This window comes from Polynucleobacter sp. AP-Nino-20-G2, assembly GCF_018688235.1.
GTDB lineage: Bacteria > Pseudomonadota > Gammaproteobacteria > Burkholderiales > Burkholderiaceae > Polynucleobacter.
The window spans coordinates 1,650,939-1,673,915 of record NZ_CP061313.1 but is presented as its reverse complement, the minus strand read 5'-3'; the positions used below and the strand labels follow the sequence as shown (position 1 = coordinate 1,673,915).

Here is a 22,977-nt window from a genome sequence, read left to right as displayed (position 1 = left end):
CATTACGATGTAACTTATGCAATCTTTTGGCAAACCTCGAATTCTGATTATTGGCTGCGGCGACATTGGTCTGCGGGTAGCCAAACAGCTTGTTCGAAGCTATCGTGTATTCGCCCTAACTTCTCAGAAAATGCGTTTTCAGGAGTTGAGAGCAGTGGGCGCGACGCCTATCTTGGGAGATCTGGATAAGCCCGAGAGCTTGTGGCGCTTGAGTGGACTGGCCGAAACCCTGATTCACTTGGCGCCACCCCAAAACGCAGGTCATCGCGATTGCCGAACTCGCAACCTCATCCGAATTTTATCCCAAGGATCTAGTACCGTCAGGTGCTTGATTTATGTGAGTACTACAGGGGTTTATGGCGATCATGGGGGTGGTAGGGTCAGTGAGAGCACCCCCGTCAATCCTCAGAGCGAGCGCGCTAAAAGGCGTGTTGATGCTGAGAATAGTTTGCGATTTTGGGCGCTAAGCCATGGCGTGGCATTAACGATTTTGAGGGTGCCAGGGATTTACGCCTTGGACCGTCTGCCTCTTGAGCGTATTCGATCCAGAACCCCGGCATTACTACCCGCCCAAGATGCTTACTCAAATCATATTCAGAGCGATGATTTGGCGAGATTGGTTTGTGCTGCTGTGTACCACGGTAAACCGCAGCGAGTGATCAATACATGCGATGGCGGTGAAACGAAGATGGGTGATTATTTTGATGAAGTGGCAGATGCTTATGGATTAGAGCGCCCGCCACGATTGCCTGCTGAAGAGCTTGAGAAAATCGTATCCCCGATGTTGTGGTCCTTTATGCGAGAGTCACGACGCGTAACGAATACGCGACTAAAAGAATTAAAAACCCCGCTTCGCTATCCCAGCGTTGCAGAGTTTCTAAAGACTATTTCCAAGAATCCTTGAGGCCCACAGTCCGATTAAATACTGGTTGACCAGGTTTGGAATCTGCTTGATCTGCAATGAAGTATCCGTGACGCTCAAATTGGAAATGATCTTCCGCTTTTACATCCTTCATGCAAGGCTCTAAATATGCGGTAATTGTTTGTTTGGAGTTTGGATTAATCGCATCAAGGAAATTTTTGTCCCCACTATCTGGATGCGGATCATTGAATAAGTGGTCATAGAGACGCACTTGCGCAGGCACAGCTTCTGCCGCGCTCACCCAGTGAATATTGCCTTTTACCTTGTAATTGTTTGAGCCTGGCGTTCCACTCTTACTGTCAGGGAAGTGTGTGGCATTCACTTGAATGATGTTACCTGCAGCATCAACTTCAAATCCAGTGCACTCGATCACAAAGCCATGGCGTAGGCGCACGCGGCCACCTGCTTGGTCGCCAATGGGTGGGTAGAGTCTGAAGAAACCTTTAATCGGTTCTTTCATGAAATCATCTTGCTCAATCCACAGCTCACGTGTGAAGTTGAACTCACGATTACCCCATTCAGGATGTTGTGGATGGCGTGGTGCTGAGCAAGGCTCCTTAGCGGATGTATCAAAGTTTTCAATGACGAGTTTGAGCGGTTTGAGAACTGCTGTGGCCCGTGGTGCCTTGGCTTCGAGATCATCGCGCAAGGCCTGATCCAGGGTGCTCATGTCGATCCAGCTATCAGCTTTAGAAACGCCAATGCGTTCACAGAACAGGCGAATACTGTCTGGCGTGTAGCCTCTGCGACGAATGCCCACAATCGTTGGCATGCGTGGATCATCCCAGCCGTCGACATGTTTTTCTTCTACCAGTTGTAGTAACTTGCGTTTACTGGTGATGGTGTATGTGAGGTTGAGGCGGGCAAATTCATACTGGTGAGGAACAGGATTTTTGAAAATTCCCAATTCAGCTAATGAGGCAACTATCCAGTCATAGAGAGGGCGATTATTCTCAAACTCCAAGGTGCAAATCGAGTGCGAAACATTTTCAAGCGCATCCGAAATGCAGTGCGTGAAATCATATAAAGGGTAGATGCACCACTTGTTACCAGTGCGATGATGATCGGTATGGCGGATGCGGTAAACCACGGGATCGCGCATCACGATGTTCGGGTGCGCCATGTCAATTTTTAGACGCAGGACATGTTCGCCATCTTTGTATTTGCCATCTCGCATCTCGCGGAATAGCGCAAGATTCTCATCGGGAGTGCGGTCGCGATAGGGGCTATTTTTTCCAACTTGGCCAAAGTTGCCGCGATTGGTGTGAATGTCATCAGCACTTTGACTGTCTACGTATGCCTTGCCATTCTGAATCAGAATTTCAGCGAACTCATAGAGCTGGTCAAAATAATCACTCGCGTGATAGAGGTGAGTGCCCCAGTCAAAGCCCAGCCACTTTACAGCGTCCAATATGCTGTCAGCGTACTCGACATCCTCTTTGACGGGATTGGTGTCATCCAGGCGCATGTTGCAACGGGCGCCACCTGCTTGATGGTTGTAATCACTTGCTAAGCCAAAGTTGAGGCAAATACTTTTGGCATGACCAATATGTAGATAGCCATTCGGTTCTGGCGGAAAGCGCGTAATGATCGAGGGGATAGCCTGCCCATTTCTGTCGCTACGATTTTGGTAGGCCCCGCTGGCCAAGTCGTGATCAATGATCTGGCGTAAAAAGTTGGAGGGCTCGGCGATTGCGCCAGCGGTAGATTTAGGTGGTTTGCTATCTTGAGACATAGCCCCATTGTAGAGAAAAGCACCGCCCATAAAGAAAAAGCCCGCAAACTGCTGCGGGCCTGTTTCTTGGAGTCCTTCGAGAATTAATCCTCTACGAAAGCCTCTTCACGGGTTTTCTTAACCGCTGGTAAGGCCACGATCACCACTAAGAGGGCTGCTGCAATAAGCAATCCTAAAGATAATGGGCGGGTTACAAAGGTTGAGAAGTCACCACGGGATAGCAATAGGGCGCGACGGAAGTTCTCTTCCATCATTGGTCCGAGCACGAAACCGAGGAGCAATGGAGGAGGTTCGCAACCGAGTTTGAAGAAGAGGTAACCAATTAAGCCAAATGCTGCGGTTACATAAACGTCAAATACGGTGTTGTTCACGGTGTATACGCCGATACAGCAGAACACCAAAATTGCTGGGTAGAGGAAGCGATAAGGAATCTTCAAGAGCTTTACCCAGATACCAATCAAAGGCAAGTTCAAGAGAATCAACATCACGTTACCAATCCACATAGAAGCAATCAGACCCCAGAACAATGCTGGATTGCTGGTCATGACTTGTGGACCTGGCTGGATGTTATGAATAGTCATCGCACCAACCATCAAAGCCATCACGGCGTTTGGAGGGATACCCAAGGTGAGCAATGGGATAAATGAGGTTTGAGCTGCAGCATTGTTTGCCGCCTCAGGACCTGCAACACCTTCAATAGCGCCTTTACCAAACTCATGGCTGTACTTGGAGGACTTCTTTTCTACAGAGTAGGCGCCAAAGGCTGCCAATGCTGCACCACCGCCTGGCAGAATGCCAAGGATTGAGCCAATGGTTGTACCGCGTAAGATCGAAGGAACCATGCGCTTCACGTCTTGCTTGGTAGGAATCATGGTGGTCATCTTGTTTAAGAAGCCCTCATCATCGCCAGTCTTTTCTAGGTTGCCCATGATTTCAGCAAAGCCGAACACACCCATTGCCACGCTGACAAAGCCAATACCGTCACTCAGTTCAGGAATGTCAAATGCGTAGCGAGAAACGCCAGAGTTCACGTCTGTACCAATGAGGCCCATGAGCAAACCAAGAACGATCATGCCAATTGCCTTGATCAGGGAGCCGGACGCTAGTACCACTGCACCAATTAACCCTAAAACCATTAGGGAGAAGTATTCAGCAGGGCCAAACTTAAATGCCAACTGGGAAAGTGGCGCGGCAAATGCTGCCAAAACCAAGGTCGCAACGCAACCAGCAAAGAATGAGCCCATACCAGCGGTAAAGAGAGCTACACCCGCTCGACCATTTCTGGCCATTTGGTAGCCATCGATCGCCGTCACCACCGAGGACGTTTCCCCTGGGATGTTGAGCAAAATTGCAGTAGTGGAGCCGCCGTATTGGGAGCCATAGTAGATTCCGGCCAACATAATCAGGGCGGCAACTGGAGGAAGGGCGTAGGTTGCTGGCAATAACATCGCAATCGTTGCGATTGGGCCAAGGCCAGGCAAAACACCGATCAAGGTACCCAAAATACAGCCGATAAGGCAGTAAAGCAGGTTTTGTAAGGTAAATGCGGTATCGAAACCGAGGGCTAAATTAGCAAATAAGTCCATTTTCTAGAGTCCCGGTTTTTATTGTTGGAAAAATACTGGCAAGAGTGGGAATTGAAGCTTCAGACCCAACACAAAGACAGAGTAAGTAAAGGCAACTAGAAAGGCTGCATTAATGAGGGAGCCCTTCCAAGTAAATTCTTTGCTTGCGCTGGCGGAAACCAATACCAAGACCACGACCGCAATTAAGAATCCCATTTTTGGCAAAAGCAGGCCATAAAGGACTACCGCGCCGGTAATCTGAGCCATGATTTTCCAGTTGAACTTGGGAATTGACTCAATAGCCGCTTTAGCGCTAAATGATTTGATGGTGATAAAGAGGCCCAAAAGGGTCATCAGAATCCCTAAATAGTGGGGGAAGTAGCCAGGACCCATTTTGGCTGGTGTGCCCATGGGGTATTGGGTAGCAACTACCGTAAAGAATAGGCCGATGACCATGTACATGATCCCTGCGCCAAAATCCCGTTGATTGCGAATTTTCAAGTTGAGCTCCTTGTTTATCGACTTATTAAATGCCGATCTTTTATTGATGTTACGGGATTGTAAGGCAGGAAAGGGGAGGTTTGCTTAGGGTTTGCCCCCGACTAGTGCCAATGCGATAATTATTCGCATGAAAGTCTCCCAAATTCGCCAGGCATACCTGGATTACTTTGCCCAAAAAGGCCACCAAATCGTCCCTTCTAGCCCTGTAGTACCGGGTGATGATCCGACCCTCTTATTTACTAATGCTGGGATGAATCAGTTTAAAGACGTCTTTTTGGGCTTTGATAAGCGCCCTTATAGCCGCGCAACGACTGCCCAAAAATGCATTCGTGCGGGCGGAAAACATAACGATTTGGATAACGTCGGTTATACCGCTCGTCACCATACCTTTTTTGAGATGCTGGGTAATTTCTCGTTTGGTGACTATTTCAAAAAAGATGCCATCCAGTTTGCTTGGGAATTATTAACAGACGTTTTTAAGCTCCCAGAAGAAAAACTTCTCGTGACGGTGTATGCCGAGGATGATGAGGCTTACGAGATTTGGAATAGGCAAATCGGCGTGCCGGCTGAACGCATTATTCGTATTGGTGATAACAAGGGCGCTCGCTACGCTTCAGATAATTTCTGGATGATGGGTGATACGGGCCCGTGCGGTCCTTGTACCGAGATCTTTTATGACCACGGCCCTCACATCGCTGGCGGCCCTCCTGGCAGCCCTGAGGAAGATGGCGATCGCTATATCGAGATTTGGAATAACGTCTTCATGCAGTTCAATCGCGATGAGGCTGGCACTATGCATCCTCTGCCTAAGCCTAGTGTTGATACCGGCATGGGCCTGGAGCGTATTGCCGCAGTATTGCAGCACGTGCACTCCAACTATGAGATCGACCTCTTTGTGAACTTGCTTAAGGCCGCCAAGGAGGCAGTTGATGCCGCCGGTGGCGAGAACTGTGACTTAGCAAGTCCATCGTTGAAGGTCATTGCAGACCATATCCGTGCTTGTAGCTTCATTGTGGTGGATGGTGTAATTCCGGGTAATGCGGGGCGCGGTTACGTGTTGCGTCGTATTGCTCGTCGCGCTATTCGTCACGGTTATAAATTGGGTGCGCGTAAACCATTCTTCTACCAACTGGTTCCTGCCTTGGTTAAAGAGATGGGACTCGCTTATCCAGAGCTGCAGGCTGCAAAAGATAAAGTGAGCGAAGTCATTAAGCAAGAGGAAGAGCGTTTCTTCCAAACGATTGCCAATGGCATGGAAATTTTGGAAGGCGCACTTGCTGGCGGTGCCAAAACAGTTGATGGTGAAACTGCTTTCCGTTTGCACGATACCTTTGGCTTCCCATTAGATCTGACTGCGGACGTTTGCCGTGAACGAGACGTTACGGTTGATGCTGAGGGCTTTGAATTGGCAATGCAAAAGCAACGCGATCAAGCAAGAGCTGCAGGTAAGTTCAAAGTAGCGCAAGGCTTGGAGTACTCTGGCAAGCCAACCCAGTTTCATGGCTATGACACTCTGAAGCATGAGGGCGCGAAGGTTACCGCTCTTTATGTTGATGGATCTGCGGTTCAATCAGTGAAAGCCGGTGATTCAGCCGTGATTGTTTTGGACAACACCCCTTTTTATGCCGAGTCCGGTGGACAAGTTGGTGATAAAGGCGAGTTGCGTAATGAAGTAATGCGCTTTGCCGTTGAAGACACCTTCAAGATTCAAGCCGATGTATTTGGCCATCAGGGCGAAGTTCATGAGGGTGAGATCAAGGTAGGGGATACGCTCACTGCTCTAGTAGATGTTCAGCAAAGAACAGAAACGATGCGCAACCATAGTGCGACCCATATTTTGCATAAAGCCTTACGTGAAGTATTGGGCGACCATGTTCAGCAAAAAGGTTCTTTAGTTGATGCTAGTAAAACGCGTTTCGATTTTACTCATCATGCTCCAATTACTGCGGCGGAGATTCGTCGGGTTGAAGATATTGTGAATGCCGAGATTTTGGCTAATACAGCGACTTCCGGAAAAGTCATGTCTTTGGATGACGCGCAAAAAACTGGCGCCATGATGCTCTTTGGTGAGAAGTACGGTGATGAGGTTCGTGTTCTGGAGATTGGTAGCTCTAAAGAGTTGTGTGGCGGTACTCACGTAGCTCGCACCGGCGATATCGGTAGCTTAAAAATTGTTTCTGAAGGCGGCGTTGCTGCTGGCATCCGTCGTGTTGAAGCGGTCACTGGCAAGCACGCACTCAACTTCTTGCAAGGCTTGGAAGATAGGGTCAATGAAGCTGCGGCAATCTTAAAAACCCATCCAGGGGATTTGGTGAATCGCGTTGCTCAGTTGCAAGAAAGCTTGCGTCAGGCCGAGCGCGAGCTAGATAAGGCAAATTCCAAACTCGCTGCAAGTCAGGGTGATGAGTTGGTAACCCAAGCGATTGATGTCAATGGCATCAAGGTTCTTGCAGCGCGCTTAGATGGTGCTGACGCGCAGGTCTTGCGTGAGACTATGGATGCCTTGAAGACGAAGTTGAAAACTGCAGCGATCGTTCTCGCTTCAGTGCAGGGCGATAAGGTGAGTTTGATTGCCGGCGTTACTGCAGACTCTATTACCAAAGTGAAGGCTGGTGATTTAGTGAACTTTGTTGCTCAACAGGTTGGCGGTAAAGGCGGCGGCAAGCCAGAAATGGCAATGGCAGGCGGCACCGATCCAAGCAAGTTGGGAGCAGCTTTAGCGGGCGTTAAAGATTGGGTGGCCTCTAAATGAGTGGCGCCATGGAATTTAATCTCGAAGTTGATGCTATTGGTATGAATTGCCCACTGCCAATTTTGCGTACCAAGAAAGCCTTAGCCACAATGCAGTCGGGCGAGGTTTTGAAGGTCAAAGCGACTGATGCCGGTGCTGCTCATGACTTTCCTGCGTTTGCGAAACAAACTGGGAACGAGTTACTTTCTAGTACCACTGAAGGCGATGTCTTGGTTTTCTTTCTCAAGAGAAGATAAGTAACCTAGGCAAAACAATGCAAGCTACAAACAAAAAGGCAGAAAGTGATTTCTGCCTTTTTTCTTGCTGCCGAATAAAAAGGGGTCGCTTAAGCTAGTGAGCGATTTTTTAGGTAGGCCGCAAACTCAGTCTGCACTTCAGGGTGACGTAAGGCAAACTCTACAGAAGCTTTCAAGTAGCCTAGCTTGCTGCCGCAGTCATAGCGCACGCCATCGTACTCATAGGCAAAGACAGGCTCTTCCTTGAGTAAAGAGGCGATCGCATCTGTGAGTTGGATTTCACCGCCGGCACCAGGTTTAAGGTTGCGAATATGCTTGAAGATGTCGGATGACAGAACATAGCGACCTACTACAGCCAGATTGGATGGTGCATCCTTGGGTTGCGGTTTCTCCACAATCCCATTGAGACGATAAATGCCTTTGGATACCTCTATGCCGTCAACAATTCCGTAAGAACTGCTCTTGGCAGGATCAATCTTTTCAACTGCCAAGACAGAACCATTTTGTTCGTCAAATACTTTGAGCATTTGCTTGAGAACTGGAGGCTGACCATCAAGTAAATCATCTGCGAGGATGATGGCAAACGGTTCGTCACGTACTAACTTTTCTGCGCACAAAACAGCGTGACCCAAACCTAAAGCTTCGGGCTGGCGAACGTAGACACAATCCACGTGACTAGGTTTAACGCTGCGGACGATTTCTAGCAAAGCCTGCTTATTTTTCGCTTCGAGTTCGGCTTCTAATTCATAAGACTTATCAAAGTGATCTTCAATCGCACGTTTACTACGGCCGGTCACGAAAATCATTTCAGTGATGCCAGCCGCGATCGCCTCTTCAACAGCGTACTGAATCAGCGGCTTATCTACTACATTGAGCATCTCTTTCGGGCTGGCCTTGGTAGCCGGCAAGAAGCGTGTCCCCAAGCCCGCAACAGGAAAGACGGCTTTAGTAACGGCTTTAGTGCTTAATGGCATGTGATTTCCGATCCGTTTTGACTACGTTATTTCAGTCGCCCTAATTGTGCAACAAGCTTTTCGTGGTTCTGCTCAAATCCCGCAAGGCGTTGTTTTTCTTGGGCAACAACCTCTTCAGGGGCGCGAGCCACAAAGCTTTCGTTACTCAGTTTGCTGCGAGCCTTGGTGATTTCATTGGCTAGACGTTCAATTTCCTTGCCAAGACGAATTCTCTCTGCCGCAACATCGACTTCAATTTTGAGTAGCAGCTTAGAGTTGCCAACAAGGGCCATTGGCGCCCCTGGGGCATCTTTTTCTAAAGCGGATTCGTCATCGTAGATTTTGACTTCAGAGAGTTTCGCCAATGCGGTGAGGTAAGGGCTAGCTTGTTTGAGGAAGTCTTGAGGACCGCTAATCCAGAGAGGCACCTTGAGAGCGGGTGAAACTTGCATCTCGCCACGGAGATTGCGACAAGCGTCCACAATCGCTTTAATCTGCGCAACCCAAGCTTCGCTTTGCTCATCAATCTTATCTAGCTGAGCAACGGGATAAGGTTGCAATGCGATGGTTTGCTTCTCTTGTTTAGCCAATTCTTTACCAACTTTAGGTCCGACGGTTTGCCAGAGCGTTTCAGTGATAAACGGAATCAGGGGATGCGCCATGCGCAAGATAGTTTCTAGAACACGCAAGAGGGTACGACGCGTGGCGCGTTGCTGCGCGGGCGTTCCTGTCTGCAACTGAACTTTTGCCAACTCCAAATACCAATCGCAATACTCATCCCATACAAACTGATAAATACTGCTGGCGATATTGTCAAAGCGATAGCTCTGGAAGCCCTTGGCTACATCAGCCTCGGTTCTTTGCAAGAGGGAGACAATCCATTTGTCTGCTGGAGAAAAGTCTAAATAGCCTTCTGGACCGCACTGGTTATCGCAAGGGGCAAAGCCATTCTCTTCATCGCCACCAGGGCAATTCATCAGCACGAAACGGGTAGCGTTCCAAAGCTTGTTGCAGAAGTTGCGGTAGCCTTCACAGCGCTTTTGGTCAAAGTTAATGTTGCGACCTAGTGATGCGAGTGAGGCAAAAGTAAAACGCAGGGCATCCGTGCCAAATGCGGGAATACCTTCTGGAAATTCTTTCTTGGTTTTCTTTCCAATGCTTTCTGCTTGCTTTGGATTCATCAAACCAGTTGTGCGTTTGCCAACCAGATCTTCAATCTTGATGCCATCAATTAAATCGATTGGATCCAAAGTATTGCCTTTGGACTTGCTCATCTTCTGACCTTCGGCATCGCGTACTAAGCCATGAACATACACGGTGTTAAATGGTACTTTTCCGGTGAAGTGGCAGGTCATCATGACCATGCGGGCCACCCAGAAGAAGATGATGTCAAAACCGGTTACCAACACTGAAGATGGCAGGAAATGATTTAACGCGGGCGTTTCTTCTGGCCAGCCTAGGGAGCTGAAGGGAACGAGTGCGGAACTAAACCAGGTATCCAGAACATCTGGATCGCGATTGAGTGTGCCGGTGTAGCCAGCTGCGGCAGCTTTAGTCTTAGCCTCTTCCTCAGAGCGCGCGACAAAGATCTGACCATCTTCGCCATACCAAGCAGGAATCTGATGGCCCCACCAGAGCTGACGGGAGATGCACCAATCTTGAATGTTCTCAAGCCACTGGGTATAGGTGCTAATCCAGTTCTCTGGTACGAGCTTGATATCGCCCTTAGTTACTGCATCTAATGCTGCACCAGCAATGGATGAGCCCGGTTGATATTTGTTATCAGGACTCGGGTTAGATACGGCAACAAACCACTGGTCGGTGAGCATTGGCTCAATGATGGTTTGGGTACGATCACCGCGGGGCACCATTAATTTGTGTGGCTGCACTTTTTCTAATAGTCCTGCGGCTTCCAAATCTGCAACCACTTGTTTGCGTGCAGCAAAGCGCTCTAAGCCTTGATAAGCGAGGGGCGCATTCTCATTAATCTTGGCATCGAGTGTGAGAATATTAATAAGCGGTAATTGATGGCGTTGCCCAACGGCATAGTCATTAAAGTCGTGAGCTGGGGTGACTTTCACCACGCCAGTACCAAATGCTAGGTCGACATAGTCATCAGCAATAATCGGAATTTCACGATTGCACAGCGGCAAATTCACAGACTTACCGATTAAATGTTTGTAGCGCTCATCTTCTGGGTTCACCATGACGGCTACGTCACCCAATAAGGTTTCGGGACGAGTGGTCGCAACAGTAAGGTGGCCGGAGCCATCCGCTAGTGGATAGCGGATGTGCCACATAGAACCATCTTCTTCTTCGCTCACCACCTCTAAATCTGAAACTGCGGTGCCGAGAACGGGATCCCAGTTCACTAAACGTTTGCCGCGATAAATGAGGCCTTGTTCATGTAGGCGAACAAATACTTCAACCACTGCTTTGGACATCTTGCTGTCCATCGTGAAATATTCTTTACCCCAATCAATCGAAGCGCCTAAGCGACGAATCTGGCGGGTTATGGTGTTGCCGGAAGTTTCTTTCCACTCCCATACTTTTTCGAGGAACTTCTCGCGACCCAAATCATGACGCGATACTTTTTGCGCATCGAGTTGGCGCTCGACAACGATTTGAGTGGCAATACCAGCGTGATCGGTACCAGGCACCCACAGGGTGTTTTTGCCAGACATTCGGGCATGACGTACCAAGCCATCCATGATGGTTTGATTAAAAGCATGGCCCATATGGAGCGTGCCAGTCACATTCGGTGGAGGCAGCTGAATGGAGAAATCTCCCTTGCCCTCATCTAGGGAGGCGTCGGCAATGCCTCTACGCTCCCATTCCGGTCCCCAATAAGCTTCAATTGGGGCTGGTTCGTAGGATTTGGCTAGTTCGTCTACAGAACTGGCCGCTGGTGAATTGGGGGTATTCGAAGCATTTGGCATAAGAGGCAAATTATAATTGGGGCGATGTACTCAGACTTGCTCGCAAACCTTAATCCAGAACAACGCGAGGCAGTGACCCTCCCGCCGGTAAATGAAAATGGCCAGGCCCAGTCAGCCTTGATTTTGGCTGGTGCCGGGAGTGGCAAAACCCGCGTCCTCACTACCCGTATAGCTTGGTTGATCCAGACAGGGCAGGTTTCGCCTATTGGCGTCCTGGCTGTGACCTTTACCAACAAGGCTGCTAAAGAGATGATGGTACGCCTAGGGGCTATGCTGCCCATCAATACCCGGGGCATGTGGATTGGCACCTTCCACGGTCTTTGCAACCGTTTATTGCGCGCGCACCATAAAGAAGCCGGTTTACCCTCTACTTTTCAGATTTTGGATACCCAGGATCAGTTATCTGCCATTAAGCGCCTTTTGAAGGGTTTAAAGGTCGATAACGAAAAATACCCGCCAAAGCAGTTGCAATATTTCATTGCGCACGCCAAAGAGCGTGGTCAGCGTGCCAAAGAGCTATCCGTAGGGGATGACTTTCAGGCCAAGATGGCGCAGTTATATGCGGCTTACGATGAACAGTGTCAACGCGAGGGTGTAGTGGATTTCGCTGAACTCTTGTTGCGTAGCTATGAGTTGCTCAAGCATAACGAAGCGATTCGTACTCATTATCAAGAGCGCTTCCGTCATATCTTGATTGACGAGTTTCAAGATACCAACGCTTTGCAATACGCCTGGCTCAAATTGCTTTCTGGTCATGACGCTAGTCGCGTCAACGTCAGTGGTGCCGGCAGAAGTGCCGTCTTCGCAGTGGGCGATGATGATCAAAGTATTTACGCCTTTCGCGGCGCCGACGTAGAGAACATGCGTCTTTATGAAAAGCAGTATCACCCCATGATGGTCAAGCTAGAGCAGAACTACCGCTCGCATGGCCATATTTTGGATACTGCCAATTATTTAATTTCAAATAATTCGGACCGCCTTGGTAAAAACTTACGGACTGATGCTGGTCATGGCGAGCCAGTGCGTATTTACGATGCACCGAGCGATCACGCAGAAGCCGCATGGCTTGTCGATGAAATCAAAGCGCTGGTGAATAGTGGCATCAAGCGTACTGAAATCGCTTTACTTTATCGAAGTAATGCCCAGTCACGCATCATTGAGCACGCATTATTTTCTGCGGGTATTCCGTATCGCGTATATGGCGGCCTGCGATTCTTCGAGCGCGCCGAGATTAAGCACGCGTTGGCATATCTCCGTCTGCTTGAGAACCCTAATGACGACACTTCTTTCTCGCGGGTGGTGAACTTCCCAACCCGTGGCATTGGCGCTCGTTCTATAGAGGCTGTGCAAGATGCAGCGCGCGCACAGAACAGCTCTTTGTATTTGGCAGCATCTACATTGGATGGCAAGACAGGCGCCGCCTTGGGTGGTTTTGTGCGCCTGGTGGATCACATGCGTGAAGCGACTCGTCACAATACTTTGCCTGAGACCGTAGAGTTTGTGATTCAGCATAGCGGCTTGATTCAGCATTACCTATCAGAACGTGAAGGCCAAGATCGCGTCGAGAACTTACAGGAATTGATTAATGCGGCAACCGCATTTATTGCGGAAGAGGGGTATGGTCAAGATGCTACCGCTGCCACTCTGCCAGGCGAGAATGCACCAGGCATAGTCGAAGTGTCACCGCTTGCTGCATTTCTATCCCACGCTTCATTAGAGGCTGGTGATAACCAAGCGCAAGCAGGTCAAGATGCCGTGCAATTGATGACAGTGCACTCTGCTAAAGGATTGGAATTCACTTCAGTATTTATTACTGGCTTGGAAGAGGGATTGTTTCCTCATGAGAACAGCGTCAATGAGCAAAACGGTCTAGAAGAAGAGCGTCGCCTGATGTATGTCGCGATTACCCGCGCTAAGGAGCGTCTCTATCTTTCACATACCCAGTCCAGAATGTTGCACGGACAAGTGCGCTACAACATGCCATCGCGTTTCCTGGAGGAGCTGCCATCTGATTCACTCAAGTGGTTGACCCCAAAAGCCAAGGATGCGCGCTGGGGTGGTGGTAATAGCAATAGTTACGGCAATGCTGGGCGTTCTGGCTCTACTTGGCAGGATGGCTATACCCGCCAACGTGACTCCGAAACCAATGATTTCTTTGATTCTGGCAGTGATCGCCAAAGACCCGCTAGACAAATCGGTCGCGTAGGGTCTGCTTCAACCGCAGTCACTAGAATGGCATCGCCCCCTCGTGGAAATTACCCATTTAAGATTGGACAGAATGTCTTCCACACGAAGTTTGGTGAGGGGCGTGTGACTGGTTTAGAGGGTCAAGACGCAGACGCGCGTGCTCAAGTGAACTTCAAGCGCCATGGTGTGAAATGGTTGCAACTGAGTATTGCGAAGCTTGCTGCAATTGATTGATTCAGAAATACATTAATCAATCAAATAATCAGTAGCTAAGCAATCAGGGTTGCTGATTCTTTTTCAGCGAAACATGCTTTCCATGTGGCAAAGAAAGAGCAGTGCATCACTGTTAGTCCAGCCATCGAAATTGGTGCGATGATGAATGACGCCGCTTGACCCAAATCAAGCGCATCAAAGACGGAGCCAATCGTTAGCGGAATCGCGATGAGGATTGCACCCCAAAAAGCCAAATATAAGAAGAATGCGCCTCGGTTGGCCCAGCAGGCAATACAGCTAGAGAAGAGTGCTTGCGGTACCGGCATATCAGCCCATGCTACGAGTACCGGCGAGAACCACATCAGCATGGCTACGGGCACATAGAGCAGGCCGCCAAACAATAAGATGAGATAAATTTGTCGAATGGCTTCGGGTGTGATTGGCTTGTCAGAAGTCATGAGTGGAAGTAAAAGCTCGAAATCCACCAACATGCTTAGGATAAAACTCAAAGCAAGGATGAGTGCTGCGTAGACCAATCCTAGTTGCAAGATTCGCTTGCGAATAATCGGAGTCGATTGCAGGGCTATTAAATACACCATCGGACGAATGCGCTCTTTTTGAATCGCTTGTCTGCAAGCCGTCATAAAACCAACCGATAAGGTTGGCGTGAGTAGGAGAACGCCAAACACACCAATCACTGGCACCAGTACAGCTAATTGCGCAACAAAGACGTACATAAAAACCAGCATCAGAAATCCCAGAGGATTTTGTCTGAATAGCCAAATACCTTGACGTATCCAGGTGTAGCCTTCTTTTGGAGTGACGCTATTGAGTCTCATAGTGCCTTGCGACTGATCAAGATGTTCTCGAAATGACGGGGATCATGCGGTGTGAGCATTTGTGCGTCACGCGGCAAGTAAAAGTCCCATAAGCGAGAGATCCAAAAGCGTAAAGCCGCTGCGCGGATCATCAGTGGCCAACTGCTGCGCTCTTTATCTGTTAAGGGGCGAACGGATTGATAGGCATCCATCAAGGCATTAAAGCGAGTGGGATCTAAATCTTGCTTATTCTCAGCCAGACACCAATCATTTGCAGTGACAGCTAAGTCAAATAACCACTTATCTGTACCGGCGAAATAAAAGTCAAAGAATCCACCGAGTTGATCCTGCGAGCTATCACTTGCACCCTTTGGATCAAATAGCACATTGTCCCTAAACAGATCACAGTGACTCGCACCCTGTGGTAGCGAGGCGTAATCCGCTGATGAGAAAAATTGCTCTTGGGTTGCTAGTTCAGTAGTTAGCAATGTTTTTTGTGATTCGCTTAAATGGGAGGTCACTTGCGGTACTGTTTTTTGCCACCACGACAGGCTGCGAAGGTTGTCTTGTGTTTGCTTAAAGTCGCCGCCAGCCAAATGCATCTTAGCCAACATCTCGCCAACCAGGGCGCAATGCTTTGCCTCAGGCGCTAATCTGGATAAACCTGGGAGCTTGCTTACAATTGCGGCTGGCTTGCCTTTGAGAGAAAACAAAATCTTCCCGTCTTTGTTTTCAAGTGGCTTAGGAACGGGGATGCCTTTGTTGGCCAAATGACGCATGAGCTCCAGGTAGTAAGGGAGCTGCTCTGCGGACAATCTTTCAAAGATGGTTAAAACATATTCTTGTTTTTTACCATCACGCTCAGTATCTAGAAAGAAATTCGAGTTTTCAATGCCGCCGTGAATGCCTCGAATGTCTGTAGCTCGCCCAATATCAAAATCTTGTGCGATCCATTCGGAAATATCACTCAGTTCAACGGGGGTGAATACGGCCATATCTAGTTAAGCGGTGATGTATGTGAGTGAACTAAAAACCAAACTCAAAATGGAATACTGATGCTAGGTACGCTGATGAGATCAGTATCTTTTGGTGGGCCAGGCATGACCGTGGCAGGAGGCGCCATTTCATAGTTGGTATAGCGTGTTTTCACATCCACTTGAGTGGGGGAGTTGGCGTCTTTGTATTCGGTAATTTCGGTGCCAGTTGCCTCTTTATGCTTGAAGCTTGGTTTACGGCTTTCTGGGGCATTTGTTGCTTCGGAAGCGCTGACTGCTGGAGCAAGCGGCTGGCTATTGATTCGTTGCAGCTCTGATGGGCTGAGTGCTTGGCTATTGCCCTGTGCTAGTACTGAATTCATGCCAAAAGTAGCAAAAGCCACTAAAAAGCTTGCAAGAACAAGGGTTTGGCTCAATGAAGAGTGGAGTAAGTTAGTTAGAGCGTGCATCATTTTTCACCTTTTTAGGCCTCTTTACAGGGGGATTTGAACCTGATCTGTAGGCAGTTAGCAACTAGATTGTACGATTGCGGTATGACTAAACATAGACTCTTGTTGGTAGATGGCTCTAGCTACCTGTATCGCGCCTTTCATGCCATGCCAGATCTCAGAAATGGGGCAGGCGACCCCACCGGGGCAATTTACGGGATGGTCAACATGATGCGTCGGGCCCGATCCGAGATTAAGGCAGACCATATAGCCTGTGTTTTTGATGCCAAAGGGAAGACGTTCCGGGATGAAATGTACCCGGAATACAAGGCGCATCGCTCCCCTATGCCCGAAGATCTCGTAAAGCAAATTGAACCGATTCATGCCATGGTGAAAGCCTTAGGGTGGCCTGTATTGATGGTTTCTGGGGTTGAGGCAGATGATGTCATTGGCACCTTGGCGTGCCAAGCCACTCAGGCTGGCTGGGAAACCATCATCTCCACTGGTGATAAAGATTTAGCTCAATTAGTGAATTCATCGGTGACCCTTATTAATACGATGACTGATGAAAAGCTTGATATTGAAGGGGTGGTTGCTAAATTTGGCGTCCCCCCTGAGCGCATCGTGGACTATTTATCGATCATTGGTGACGCGGTCGATAACGTGCCTGGCGTTCCTAAGGCAGGCCCCAAAACGGCCAATAAATGGTTAGCTGAATTTGGTGACCTAGATAGTCTGATGGCCAATGCTGATCAGGTAAAGGGTGTTGTTGGGGAAAACTTGCGTAATAGCTTGCAGTGGTTACCGCAAGCTCGCCAGCTCATCACTGTTAAAACCGACTGTGATTTGTCGCCACATCTTCCTGGCTTGGATGACCTACATGCGAAGCCGGAAGATGCGCCATTGCTGCGGGAATTATTTGAACGTTACGCATTTAAAACTTGGTTGCGAGATGTCGAGAAACAGCTGGGTGGATCAAGCGCCGATAGCGCATCTGTCAGTTTTGATTTGGCGGGGAGTCCGATTAAAGACGCAAATGCAGATGAAAAAATGGTCAGCAAAAAATTTGGCCCCACTGCGACATCGGCGACTACAGCGCTATCGCAAGAAACTACGGACTTGCAAGGCGCCATTGAAAAAAGCTATGAGTGCGTTGTCGATGAGGCCGCATTGGATCGCTGGTTAAAAAAGATTGAGGGCGCGCAGCTTACTGCTGTTGATACCGAAACGACTGGCTTAGATGCACTCGCTGCGGAGTTGGTGGGAATTTCACTGTCGGTAACCCCGGGTGAAGCTTGTTATATCCCGGTAGCGCATCGTAATGGTGAAACCCAATTGAGTCGTGACCTGGTCTTGGCTCGCTTGAAGCCATGGTTAGAAAGCGCTAAGCACATGAAGCTTGGCCAAAACCTCAAGTACGACATCCATATTTTTGCGAACTATGGCATCACCTTGAAGGGCGTGCAGTTCGACACCTTGCTAGAGTCCTATGTGTTGGAGTCCCATATGCCGCACAACATGGACAATTTGGCTGAGCGCCACCTGGGCATGAAGACGATTCGCTATGAGGAAGTCTGCGGCAAGGGTGTGCATCAAATCAGCTTTGATCAAGTGGATCTCAAGATCGCAACAGATTATGCGGCTGAAGATGCAGATATTACTTTGCGTTTGCATTTGGCTCTATGGCCGCAAATTCAGGCGAGCCCTGGACTACTCTACGTTTATGAAAATATTGAAATGCCAGCAATGCGCGTCCTGGGCATTATGGAGCGCAATGGCATTCGGATAGATTCGGCATTACTTTCCAAGCAAGGACAAGAAGTAGGTAAACGCTTGCTTGCCTTAGAGGGTGAGATTCATCAGCTTGCTGGCCAACCTTTTAACATCCAATCGCCAAAGCAAATCGCGGAGATTTTATTTGGCCAATTAGAGTTGCCGGTAATCAAGAAAACGCCATCGGGCGCACCATCTACTGATGAGGAAGTGCTCCAGAAATTGGCTGAAGACTATCCGCTGCCTGCGCGTATTTTGGATTACCGCAGTCTTGCTAAATTGATGTCCACTTATATCGAGAAGCTTCCGCGGATGGCCGATCCCAAGACGGGGCGAGTGCATACCAGCTTCTCTCAAGCTACCGCAGTGACAGGTCGTTTGGCCTCAAGCGATCCTAATTTGCAAAATATTCCAGTGCGCACAGAAGAGGGGCGTCGTATTCGTGAGGCTTTTATTCCCGCTGAAGGTTGTAAGTTGCTTTCAGCAGACTATTCCCAAATTGAATTGCGCATCATGGCGCATATTGCTGAAGATGAAAATCTGCTGGCTGCCTTTGCGGCTGGTAAAGATGTGCACCAAGCTACTGCTGCTGAGATCTTTGGCGTGCCCCTGGAGTCGGTGACTTCAGAGCAGCGTCGTTATGCCAAGGTGATTAACTTTGGCTTGATTTATGGAATGAGCGCTTTTGGTTTGGCTGGCAACTTAGGAATCGAGCGGTCTGCTGCTCAAAACTACATCGCTAAATATTTTGATCGCTACCCTGGTGTTGCTCAGTATATGGAGCGTACTCGTCAAGAGGCGCGGGAGAATGGCTATGTGGAAACTGTCTTCGGCAGGAGATTGTGGCTGCCGGAGATTAAAGGTTCAAACGGCCCACGTCGCCAAGGCGCCGAACGCGCGGCGATTAATGCGCCAATGCAGGGAACTGCCGCTGACTTAATCAAATTAGCGATGGTGGCGGTTGAGAACTGGCTGGAAAAAGAGCAGCTCAAGACTCGCATGTTGCTCCAGGTGCATGATGAATTGGTATTTGATGTACCTTTGGATGAGCTTGAGCTTTTGCAAGCTAAGCTACCGGATTTAATGTGTAAAGTGGCTGATCTCAAGGTTCCCTTGGTGGTTGGTATCGGTATTGGCGATAATTGGGAAGAAGCGCATTAATTGGAAGGTAAGAAGATGACGACTAAAAAAACAACACCTGAATCCAAACCAGTTTCTGGCGATAGAAGAAGTTTTATAAAAGCTTCTGCATTGACGGCAACGACGATGGGGATTGGTTTTGTGGCTGCCTCTGAGCCCGTGATGGCTGCTGCGATCGAAACGGATTTCGTTGGAATCAAAGCGGGTGAGCAAATGATCCCTGTAGGTAGCTTTCAGTTACCGGCTTATGTTTCACGTCCAGAGAAGGCCAAAGGCGCCTTGCCAATCATCATTGTTGTTAGTGAGATTTTCGGAGTGCATGAGTACATTGCCGATGTCACTAGACGTTTTGCTAAATTAGGCTACCTTGCCATCGCCCCTGAATTTTTTACACGTGTTGGTGATCCGAATACTTACGGCACGATTGCTGAGATACAGAAAAACATCGTAGCCCCAACCCCAGATGCGCAAGTTTTAAATGATCTACAAGCTTCTTTGGTGTGGGCTGGAAAAAATGGCGGTGATTTGAAAAAAGTCGGCGTTACCGGATTCTGTTGGGGCGGTCGCATTACTTGGCTCTCCGCTACATTACCGCAGGTTAAGGCTGGCGTAGCTTGGTACGGTCGAGTGATTGGTGAAAAAACTGAGGGCAATCCTCGCCACCCTGTCGATATTGCGGCCGACCTCAAAGCCCCTGTTCTGGGTCTGTATGGCGGTGCTGATACCGGCATTTCTTTAGAGAGCGTTGAGCAAATGCGTGAAGCGCTTGCAAAAGCAGCCCCAAAAAATCCGGCAGCCAAAGCCTGTCGTTTTGAAATCTATCCAGATACTCCTCATGCATTTCATGCGGACTATCGTGCAAGCTATCGCGAAGGTCCGGCTAAAGATGGTTGGGAAAAGTGCATTGCTTGGTTTAAGCAAAACGGAGTTGTGTAATTTATATGTCAGTTCTGCAAAGCATCTTGTTGGTAACCGCCTTAGCGGGCACTGCTAGCGTCTTAGTTGCCGCTAGCTTCTCCTTGGCTCTGCTGTCTAAGATGGTTCACAACATGGTGAGCGTATCGGTTGGTATCTTGCTCGCAACGGCTTTATTGCACTCTTTGCCTGAAGCCTTCACGATGCAGGGAGCGAACACCCAGATGCTTTTTGCCACGTTGTTGGCGGGCCTTCTAGGATTTTTCTTGCTCGAGAAAATCGCTTTATTGCGCCACAGCCATCATCATGAAGGCGATGGACATGGACATCATCATGGTCACGATGCCGAGGTAGCGGGCCGCAGTGGTTGGATGATTTTGGTGGGCGATGGACTCCATAATTTTGTGGATGGCGTATTGATTGCCGCGGCATTTATGGCCGATTACCAAGTAGGTATTTTTACCGCTATTGCCATCATTGCTCATGAGATTCCCCAAGAGATCGGGGACTTCATCGTGTTGCTCAATGCCGGATTCTCTCGCACTAGAGCTTTGTTCTATAACTTTATCTGCGGGTTATCTGCCGTGCTTGGCGGAGTATTGGCATACTTCTTTTTAGAAAGAGCGCATGCCGCAATGCCTTACCTATTGGTGATTGCCTCTAGTAGTTTTATTTACATCGCTGTGAGCGATCTCATTCCCCAAATGCATCGTCGCCCGCACTGGGTGGAGTCTTTGCGTCAAACTGTTTTGATTGCGTGCGGCGTTGGCTTTGTAATCTTATTGTCGTTATTGCACTAGCTTGCAACCGGCCTACTGGGGTCGGCACACCACTCGCTCCAACTACCCGCATACAGGCGTGAGCCTTTAAGTCCAGCAATCTCCATTGCCAATAAGTTGTGGCAAGCGGTTACTCCTGATCCGCATTGGTGAATCACCTCAGACGCTTTGATAGACCCCAAGAGATCCACAAAATCTTTATAAAGTTGCTCAGGTGCTTTAAATGATTTTCCGGATAGGTTTTCTCTAAAGCAATGGTTGACTGCATTGGGGATGTGTCCGCCTACTGGATCCAAAGTCTCATTTTGACCATGGAAGCGATCATTGGCTCGCGCATCAATGACGATATTCTTTTGGGTCTGCAAGTTTTCAATAACATCATCAACCAAGATCAATCCCACATAAGGCATGGCCTGTAGCGGCGAAGGCGTTGGTGTGGGTGGACGTGGCAAGGTGCCAATCGGGCCATTCCAAGCGTCGAGGCCACCATCAAGAATTTGTACATTGGCGTGACCGGTGGCTTTGAGCATCCACCACAACCGGCTCGCATATACAGAGCCCTGATTGTCATAGGCAACGACTAGGGTTTTTGAATCAATGCCCAAGCGTGTTTTCGTATGCGCCCAAGCCTCGGGGGTGGGAAGGGGGTGGCGACCATTTTTGCCAGTCTTATTTCCGGATAAATCTTGATCAAGGTCGACATAAATTGCGCCAGGGATGTGCCCCTCTAGGTAGGATTTTCTTCCGGCTTGTGGATCAACTAAGTCGAAGCGGCAATCGCAGAGCAGAACATTTTCACCACTATTCAGAATTTCTTCTAATTGATTTGCGGTAATTAGAGGCGTCATTTGGTATTCCTATTCAAAACGAAATACAACACATCATGATGCTTGGAGAATTTCCCCCAAGTCGTACTCAAATTATGCGCCTTGGTAGCCCATCGCGCGACGGTACCATTCATGAAAATGCTGCATGCCATCTTCCATTGGGCTTTGATACGGCCCTACTTCATTCTGGCCACGGGCTAGCAGGGCTGCGCGGCCCGCATCCATACGCTCGGCAATCTCATCATCTTCGATGCAGGTTTCCATATAGGCGGCGCGTTCGGCTTCCACGAACTCCCGCTCAAAGAGCGCGATTTCTTCTGGGTAATAAAACTCGACAACATTGCGTGTCTTGTTTGGTCCCATGGGATGCAAGGTAGAAACGCACAGCACGCCTGGATACCATTCAACCATGACATTAGGGTAGTAGGTGAGCCAGATGGCACCATGGCGAGGTGTTTTGCCTTCGTGGTGGCGCAGCACTGCTTCATGCCATTTTTGATACACCGGTGAGCCTGGCTTTTCTAGATCCTTATGAATACCTACCGTCTGTACGCTATGCCAGTCACCGAATTCCCAACGCAAGTCTTCGCAAGAAACAAATTTGCCTAGGCCTGGATGAAATGGAACAACGTGATAGTCCTCAAGATAAACCTCGATAAAGGTTTTCCAGTTGTAATTGCACTCATGTACCTCAACATGATCAAGCACATAGCCGTCAAATTTCAGGTCATCAGCAACGCCAAGTTTTGCTAAATCGGTACGCACATCGCGAGGACCTTCAAATAAGAGACCTTGCCAGTTTTGCAAAGGGGACTTACCTAGATTCAAGCAAGGCTTATCTTCAAAATGTGGGGCGCCTAGAAGGCTGCCATTTAAATCGTAGGTCCAGCGATGCAGTGGACAAACAATATTGTCCGCTTTGCCTGCGCCATTGAGCATGAGTGCTTGGCGATGGCGGCAGACATTAGAGAGAAGTTCAACGCCCTGATTGTTGCGAACGAGCAGTCGACCTTCATTTTCTGAGGTCAAGGTTTGATAGGAGCCTATTTCAGGCACCATGAGTTCGTGGCCTACATAGCCAGGACCCTGCTTAAAAAGCAGTTCAATTTCGCGCTGATACAAGTCAACGTCAAAATATGCCGAAACCGGCAGTTGTAGATTGGACGGCGCAAGCTTCTGCGCGGTAGCCAGATTAGTCATTCTCCCCACCCCCGAAAACGTCAGCCGAAGCTAAGCGGAATAACCAATCCAACCATCGACGGATCGATATTGGAAAGGAAGGAGGGGATTATACCCATC

At 48.9% G+C, this 22,977-nt stretch carries 17 protein-coding genes; 7 read left to right on the top strand and 10 right to left on the bottom strand.

Features of this window, described 5'->3' with window-relative positions; translation table 11 throughout:
* The first annotated feature begins 16 nt into the window (after nt 1-16).
* Entirely contained in the window at nt 17-904 is an 888-nt protein-coding gene (locus FD960_RS08725) for an SDR family oxidoreductase (protein ID WP_215298719.1), read from the top strand.
* Here FD960_RS08725 and FD960_RS08720 read toward each other — a convergent pair.
* From FD960_RS08720 to FD960_RS08710, 3 genes are all read right to left on the bottom strand, one after another.
* A complete protein-coding gene (locus tag FD960_RS08720) occupies nt 885-2,657 on the bottom strand; it encodes a glutamine--tRNA ligase/YqeY domain fusion protein (RefSeq protein ID WP_215298717.1) in 1,773 nt (590 codons plus the stop codon). The two genes, FD960_RS08725 and FD960_RS08720, sit on opposite strands and share 20 nt — an antisense overlap.
* 83 nt (nt 2,658-2,740) lie before the next feature.
* Entirely contained in the window at nt 2,741-4,243 is a 1,503-nt protein-coding gene (locus FD960_RS08715; RefSeq protein WP_215298715.1) for a tripartite tricarboxylate transporter permease, read from the bottom strand.
* A gap of 18 nt (nt 4,244-4,261) precedes the next feature.
* Nucleotides 4,262-4,723 (bottom strand): tripartite tricarboxylate transporter TctB family protein, encoded by a 462-nt coding sequence (locus tag FD960_RS08710; protein ID WP_215298714.1) that lies wholly within the window; start codon nt 4,721-4,723, stop codon nt 4,262-4,264.
* A gap of 127 nt (nt 4,724-4,850) precedes the next feature.
* On the opposite strand from FD960_RS08710, the gene alaS reads away from it, so the two are divergent.
* Nucleotides 4,851-7,475, top strand: coding sequence for an alanine--tRNA ligase (gene alaS / locus FD960_RS08705; protein ID WP_215298712.1), 2,625 nt, complete (start codon nt 4,851-4,853; stop codon nt 7,473-7,475).
* A gap of 8 nt (nt 7,476-7,483) precedes the next feature.
* Nucleotides 7,484-7,711 carry a sulfurtransferase TusA family protein gene (locus FD960_RS08700; RefSeq protein WP_215298710.1) on the top strand — a complete coding sequence of 76 codons (228 nt, stop codon included), beginning with the start codon at nt 7,484-7,486 and terminating at the stop codon, nt 7,709-7,711.
* 89 nt (nt 7,712-7,800) lie between these two features.
* Here FD960_RS08700 and galU read toward each other — a convergent pair whose 3' ends face one another.
* Both galU and FD960_RS08690 read right to left on the bottom strand, forming a co-directional pair.
* Nucleotides 7,801-8,685, bottom strand: a complete 885-nt coding sequence (gene galU / locus FD960_RS08695; RefSeq protein WP_215298708.1) for a UTP--glucose-1-phosphate uridylyltransferase GalU — start codon at nt 8,683-8,685, stop codon at nt 7,801-7,803.
* A gap of 26 nt (nt 8,686-8,711) precedes the next feature.
* On the bottom strand, nt 8,712-11,603 hold the full coding sequence (locus FD960_RS08690; RefSeq protein ID WP_215298706.1) for a valine--tRNA ligase: 2,892 nt from the start codon (nt 11,601-11,603) through the stop codon (nt 8,712-8,714).
* A 24-nt stretch (nt 11,604-11,627) separates the two neighbouring features.
* Between FD960_RS08690 and FD960_RS08685 the strand changes: the two genes are divergently transcribed.
* Entirely contained in the window at nt 11,628-14,024 is a 2,397-nt protein-coding gene (locus tag FD960_RS08685) for a UvrD-helicase domain-containing protein (RefSeq protein ID WP_215298695.1), read from the top strand.
* 35 nt (nt 14,025-14,059) lie between these two features.
* Here the strand turns inward: FD960_RS08685 and FD960_RS08680 are convergent, their stop codons facing one another.
* Genes FD960_RS08680 through FD960_RS08670 form a run of 3 tightly spaced genes read right to left on the bottom strand, consistent with a single transcriptional unit; the run spans nt 14,060 to nt 16,268 of the window.
* Nucleotides 14,060-14,842: a BPSS1780 family membrane protein gene (locus tag FD960_RS08680; protein ID WP_215298693.1), complete on the bottom strand. Its 783-nt coding sequence runs from the start codon at nt 14,840-14,842 to the stop codon at nt 14,060-14,062.
* On the bottom strand, nt 14,839-15,816 hold the full coding sequence (locus tag FD960_RS08675; protein WP_215298691.1) for a homoserine kinase: 978 nt from the start codon (nt 15,814-15,816) through the stop codon (nt 14,839-14,841). The genes FD960_RS08680 and FD960_RS08675 overlap by 4 nt, the downstream gene beginning before the upstream one ends.
* Nucleotides 15,817-15,860: 44 nt before the next feature.
* Nucleotides 15,861-16,268 carry a hypothetical protein gene (locus tag FD960_RS08670; protein ID WP_251369780.1) on the bottom strand — a complete coding sequence of 136 codons (408 nt, stop codon included), beginning with the start codon at nt 16,266-16,268 and terminating at the stop codon, nt 15,861-15,863.
* An 81-nt stretch (nt 16,269-16,349) separates the two neighbouring features.
* Between FD960_RS08670 and polA the strand changes: the two genes are divergently transcribed.
* The 3 genes from polA to FD960_RS08655 are packed head-to-tail and all read left to right on the top strand — an operon-like array spanning nt 16,350 to nt 20,872.
* Nucleotides 16,350-19,178: a DNA polymerase I gene (polA, locus tag FD960_RS08665; protein ID WP_215298689.1), complete on the top strand. Its 2,829-nt coding sequence runs from the start codon at nt 16,350-16,352 to the stop codon at nt 19,176-19,178.
* A 15-nt stretch (nt 19,179-19,193) separates the two neighbouring features.
* Nucleotides 19,194-20,093 (top strand): dienelactone hydrolase family protein, encoded by a 900-nt coding sequence (locus FD960_RS08660; protein WP_215298687.1) that lies wholly within the window; start codon nt 19,194-19,196, stop codon nt 20,091-20,093.
* A 5-nt stretch (nt 20,094-20,098) separates the two neighbouring features.
* Entirely contained in the window at nt 20,099-20,872 is a 774-nt protein-coding gene (locus FD960_RS08655; protein WP_215298686.1) for a ZIP family metal transporter, read from the top strand.
* On the opposite strand, the gene FD960_RS08650 is transcribed toward FD960_RS08655, so the two are convergent.
* Together FD960_RS08650 and FD960_RS08645 are read right to left on the bottom strand one after the other, a co-directional pair.
* Complete coding sequence (locus tag FD960_RS08650) at nt 20,869-21,699, bottom strand: sulfurtransferase (RefSeq protein WP_215298684.1); 831 nt, start codon at nt 21,697-21,699, stop codon at nt 20,869-20,871. The two genes, FD960_RS08655 and FD960_RS08650, sit on opposite strands and share 4 nt — an antisense overlap.
* Before the next feature lie 72 nt (nt 21,700-21,771).
* Nucleotides 21,772-22,878 (bottom strand): aromatic ring-hydroxylating dioxygenase subunit alpha, encoded by a 1,107-nt coding sequence (locus tag FD960_RS08645; RefSeq protein ID WP_215298682.1) that lies wholly within the window; start codon nt 22,876-22,878, stop codon nt 21,772-21,774.
* Between the last annotated feature and the right edge of the window lie 99 nt (nt 22,879-22,977).

Excerpts from the sequence above, each read along its gene's own strand:
- FD960_RS08725 (WP_215298719.1), top strand. The coding sequence starts at position 17 with ATGCAATCTTTTGGCAAACCTCGAATTCTGATTATTGGCTGCGGCGAC.
- FD960_RS08720 (WP_215298717.1), bottom strand. The coding sequence starts at position 2,657 with ATGTCTCAAGATAGCAAACCACCTAAATCTACCGCTGGCGCAATCGCC.
- FD960_RS08715 (WP_215298715.1), bottom strand. The coding sequence starts at position 4,243 with ATGGACTTATTTGCTAATTTAGCCCTCGGTTTCGATACCGCATTTACC.
- alaS (WP_215298712.1), top strand. The coding sequence starts at position 4,851 with ATGAAAGTCTCCCAAATTCGCCAGGCATACCTGGATTACTTTGCCCAA.
- FD960_RS08700 (WP_215298710.1), top strand. The coding sequence starts at position 7,484 with ATGGAATTTAATCTCGAAGTTGATGCTATTGGTATGAATTGCCCACTG.
- galU (WP_215298708.1), bottom strand. The coding sequence starts at position 8,685 with ATGCCATTAAGCACTAAAGCCGTTACTAAAGCCGTCTTTCCTGTTGCG.
- FD960_RS08690 (WP_215298706.1), bottom strand. The coding sequence starts at position 11,603 with ATGCCAAATGCTTCGAATACCCCCAATTCACCAGCGGCCAGTTCTGTA.
- FD960_RS08685 (WP_215298695.1), top strand. The coding sequence starts at position 11,628 with ATGTACTCAGACTTGCTCGCAAACCTTAATCCAGAACAACGCGAGGCA.
- FD960_RS08680 (WP_215298693.1), bottom strand. The coding sequence starts at position 14,842 with ATGAGACTCAATAGCGTCACTCCAAAAGAAGGCTACACCTGGATACGT.
- FD960_RS08675 (WP_215298691.1), bottom strand. The coding sequence starts at position 15,816 with ATGGCCGTATTCACCCCCGTTGAACTGAGTGATATTTCCGAATGGATC.
- FD960_RS08670 (WP_251369780.1), bottom strand. The coding sequence starts at position 16,268 with ATGATGCACGCTCTAACTAACTTACTCCACTCTTCATTGAGCCAAACC.
- polA (WP_215298689.1), top strand. The coding sequence starts at position 16,350 with ATGACTAAACATAGACTCTTGTTGGTAGATGGCTCTAGCTACCTGTAT.
- FD960_RS08660 (WP_215298687.1), top strand. The coding sequence starts at position 19,194 with ATGACGACTAAAAAAACAACACCTGAATCCAAACCAGTTTCTGGCGAT.
- FD960_RS08655 (WP_215298686.1), top strand. The coding sequence starts at position 20,099 with ATGTCAGTTCTGCAAAGCATCTTGTTGGTAACCGCCTTAGCGGGCACT.
- FD960_RS08650 (WP_215298684.1), bottom strand. The coding sequence starts at position 21,699 with ATGACGCCTCTAATTACCGCAAATCAATTAGAAGAAATTCTGAATAGT.
- FD960_RS08645 (WP_215298682.1), bottom strand. The coding sequence starts at position 22,878 with ATGACTAATCTGGCTACCGCGCAGAAGCTTGCGCCGTCCAATCTACAA.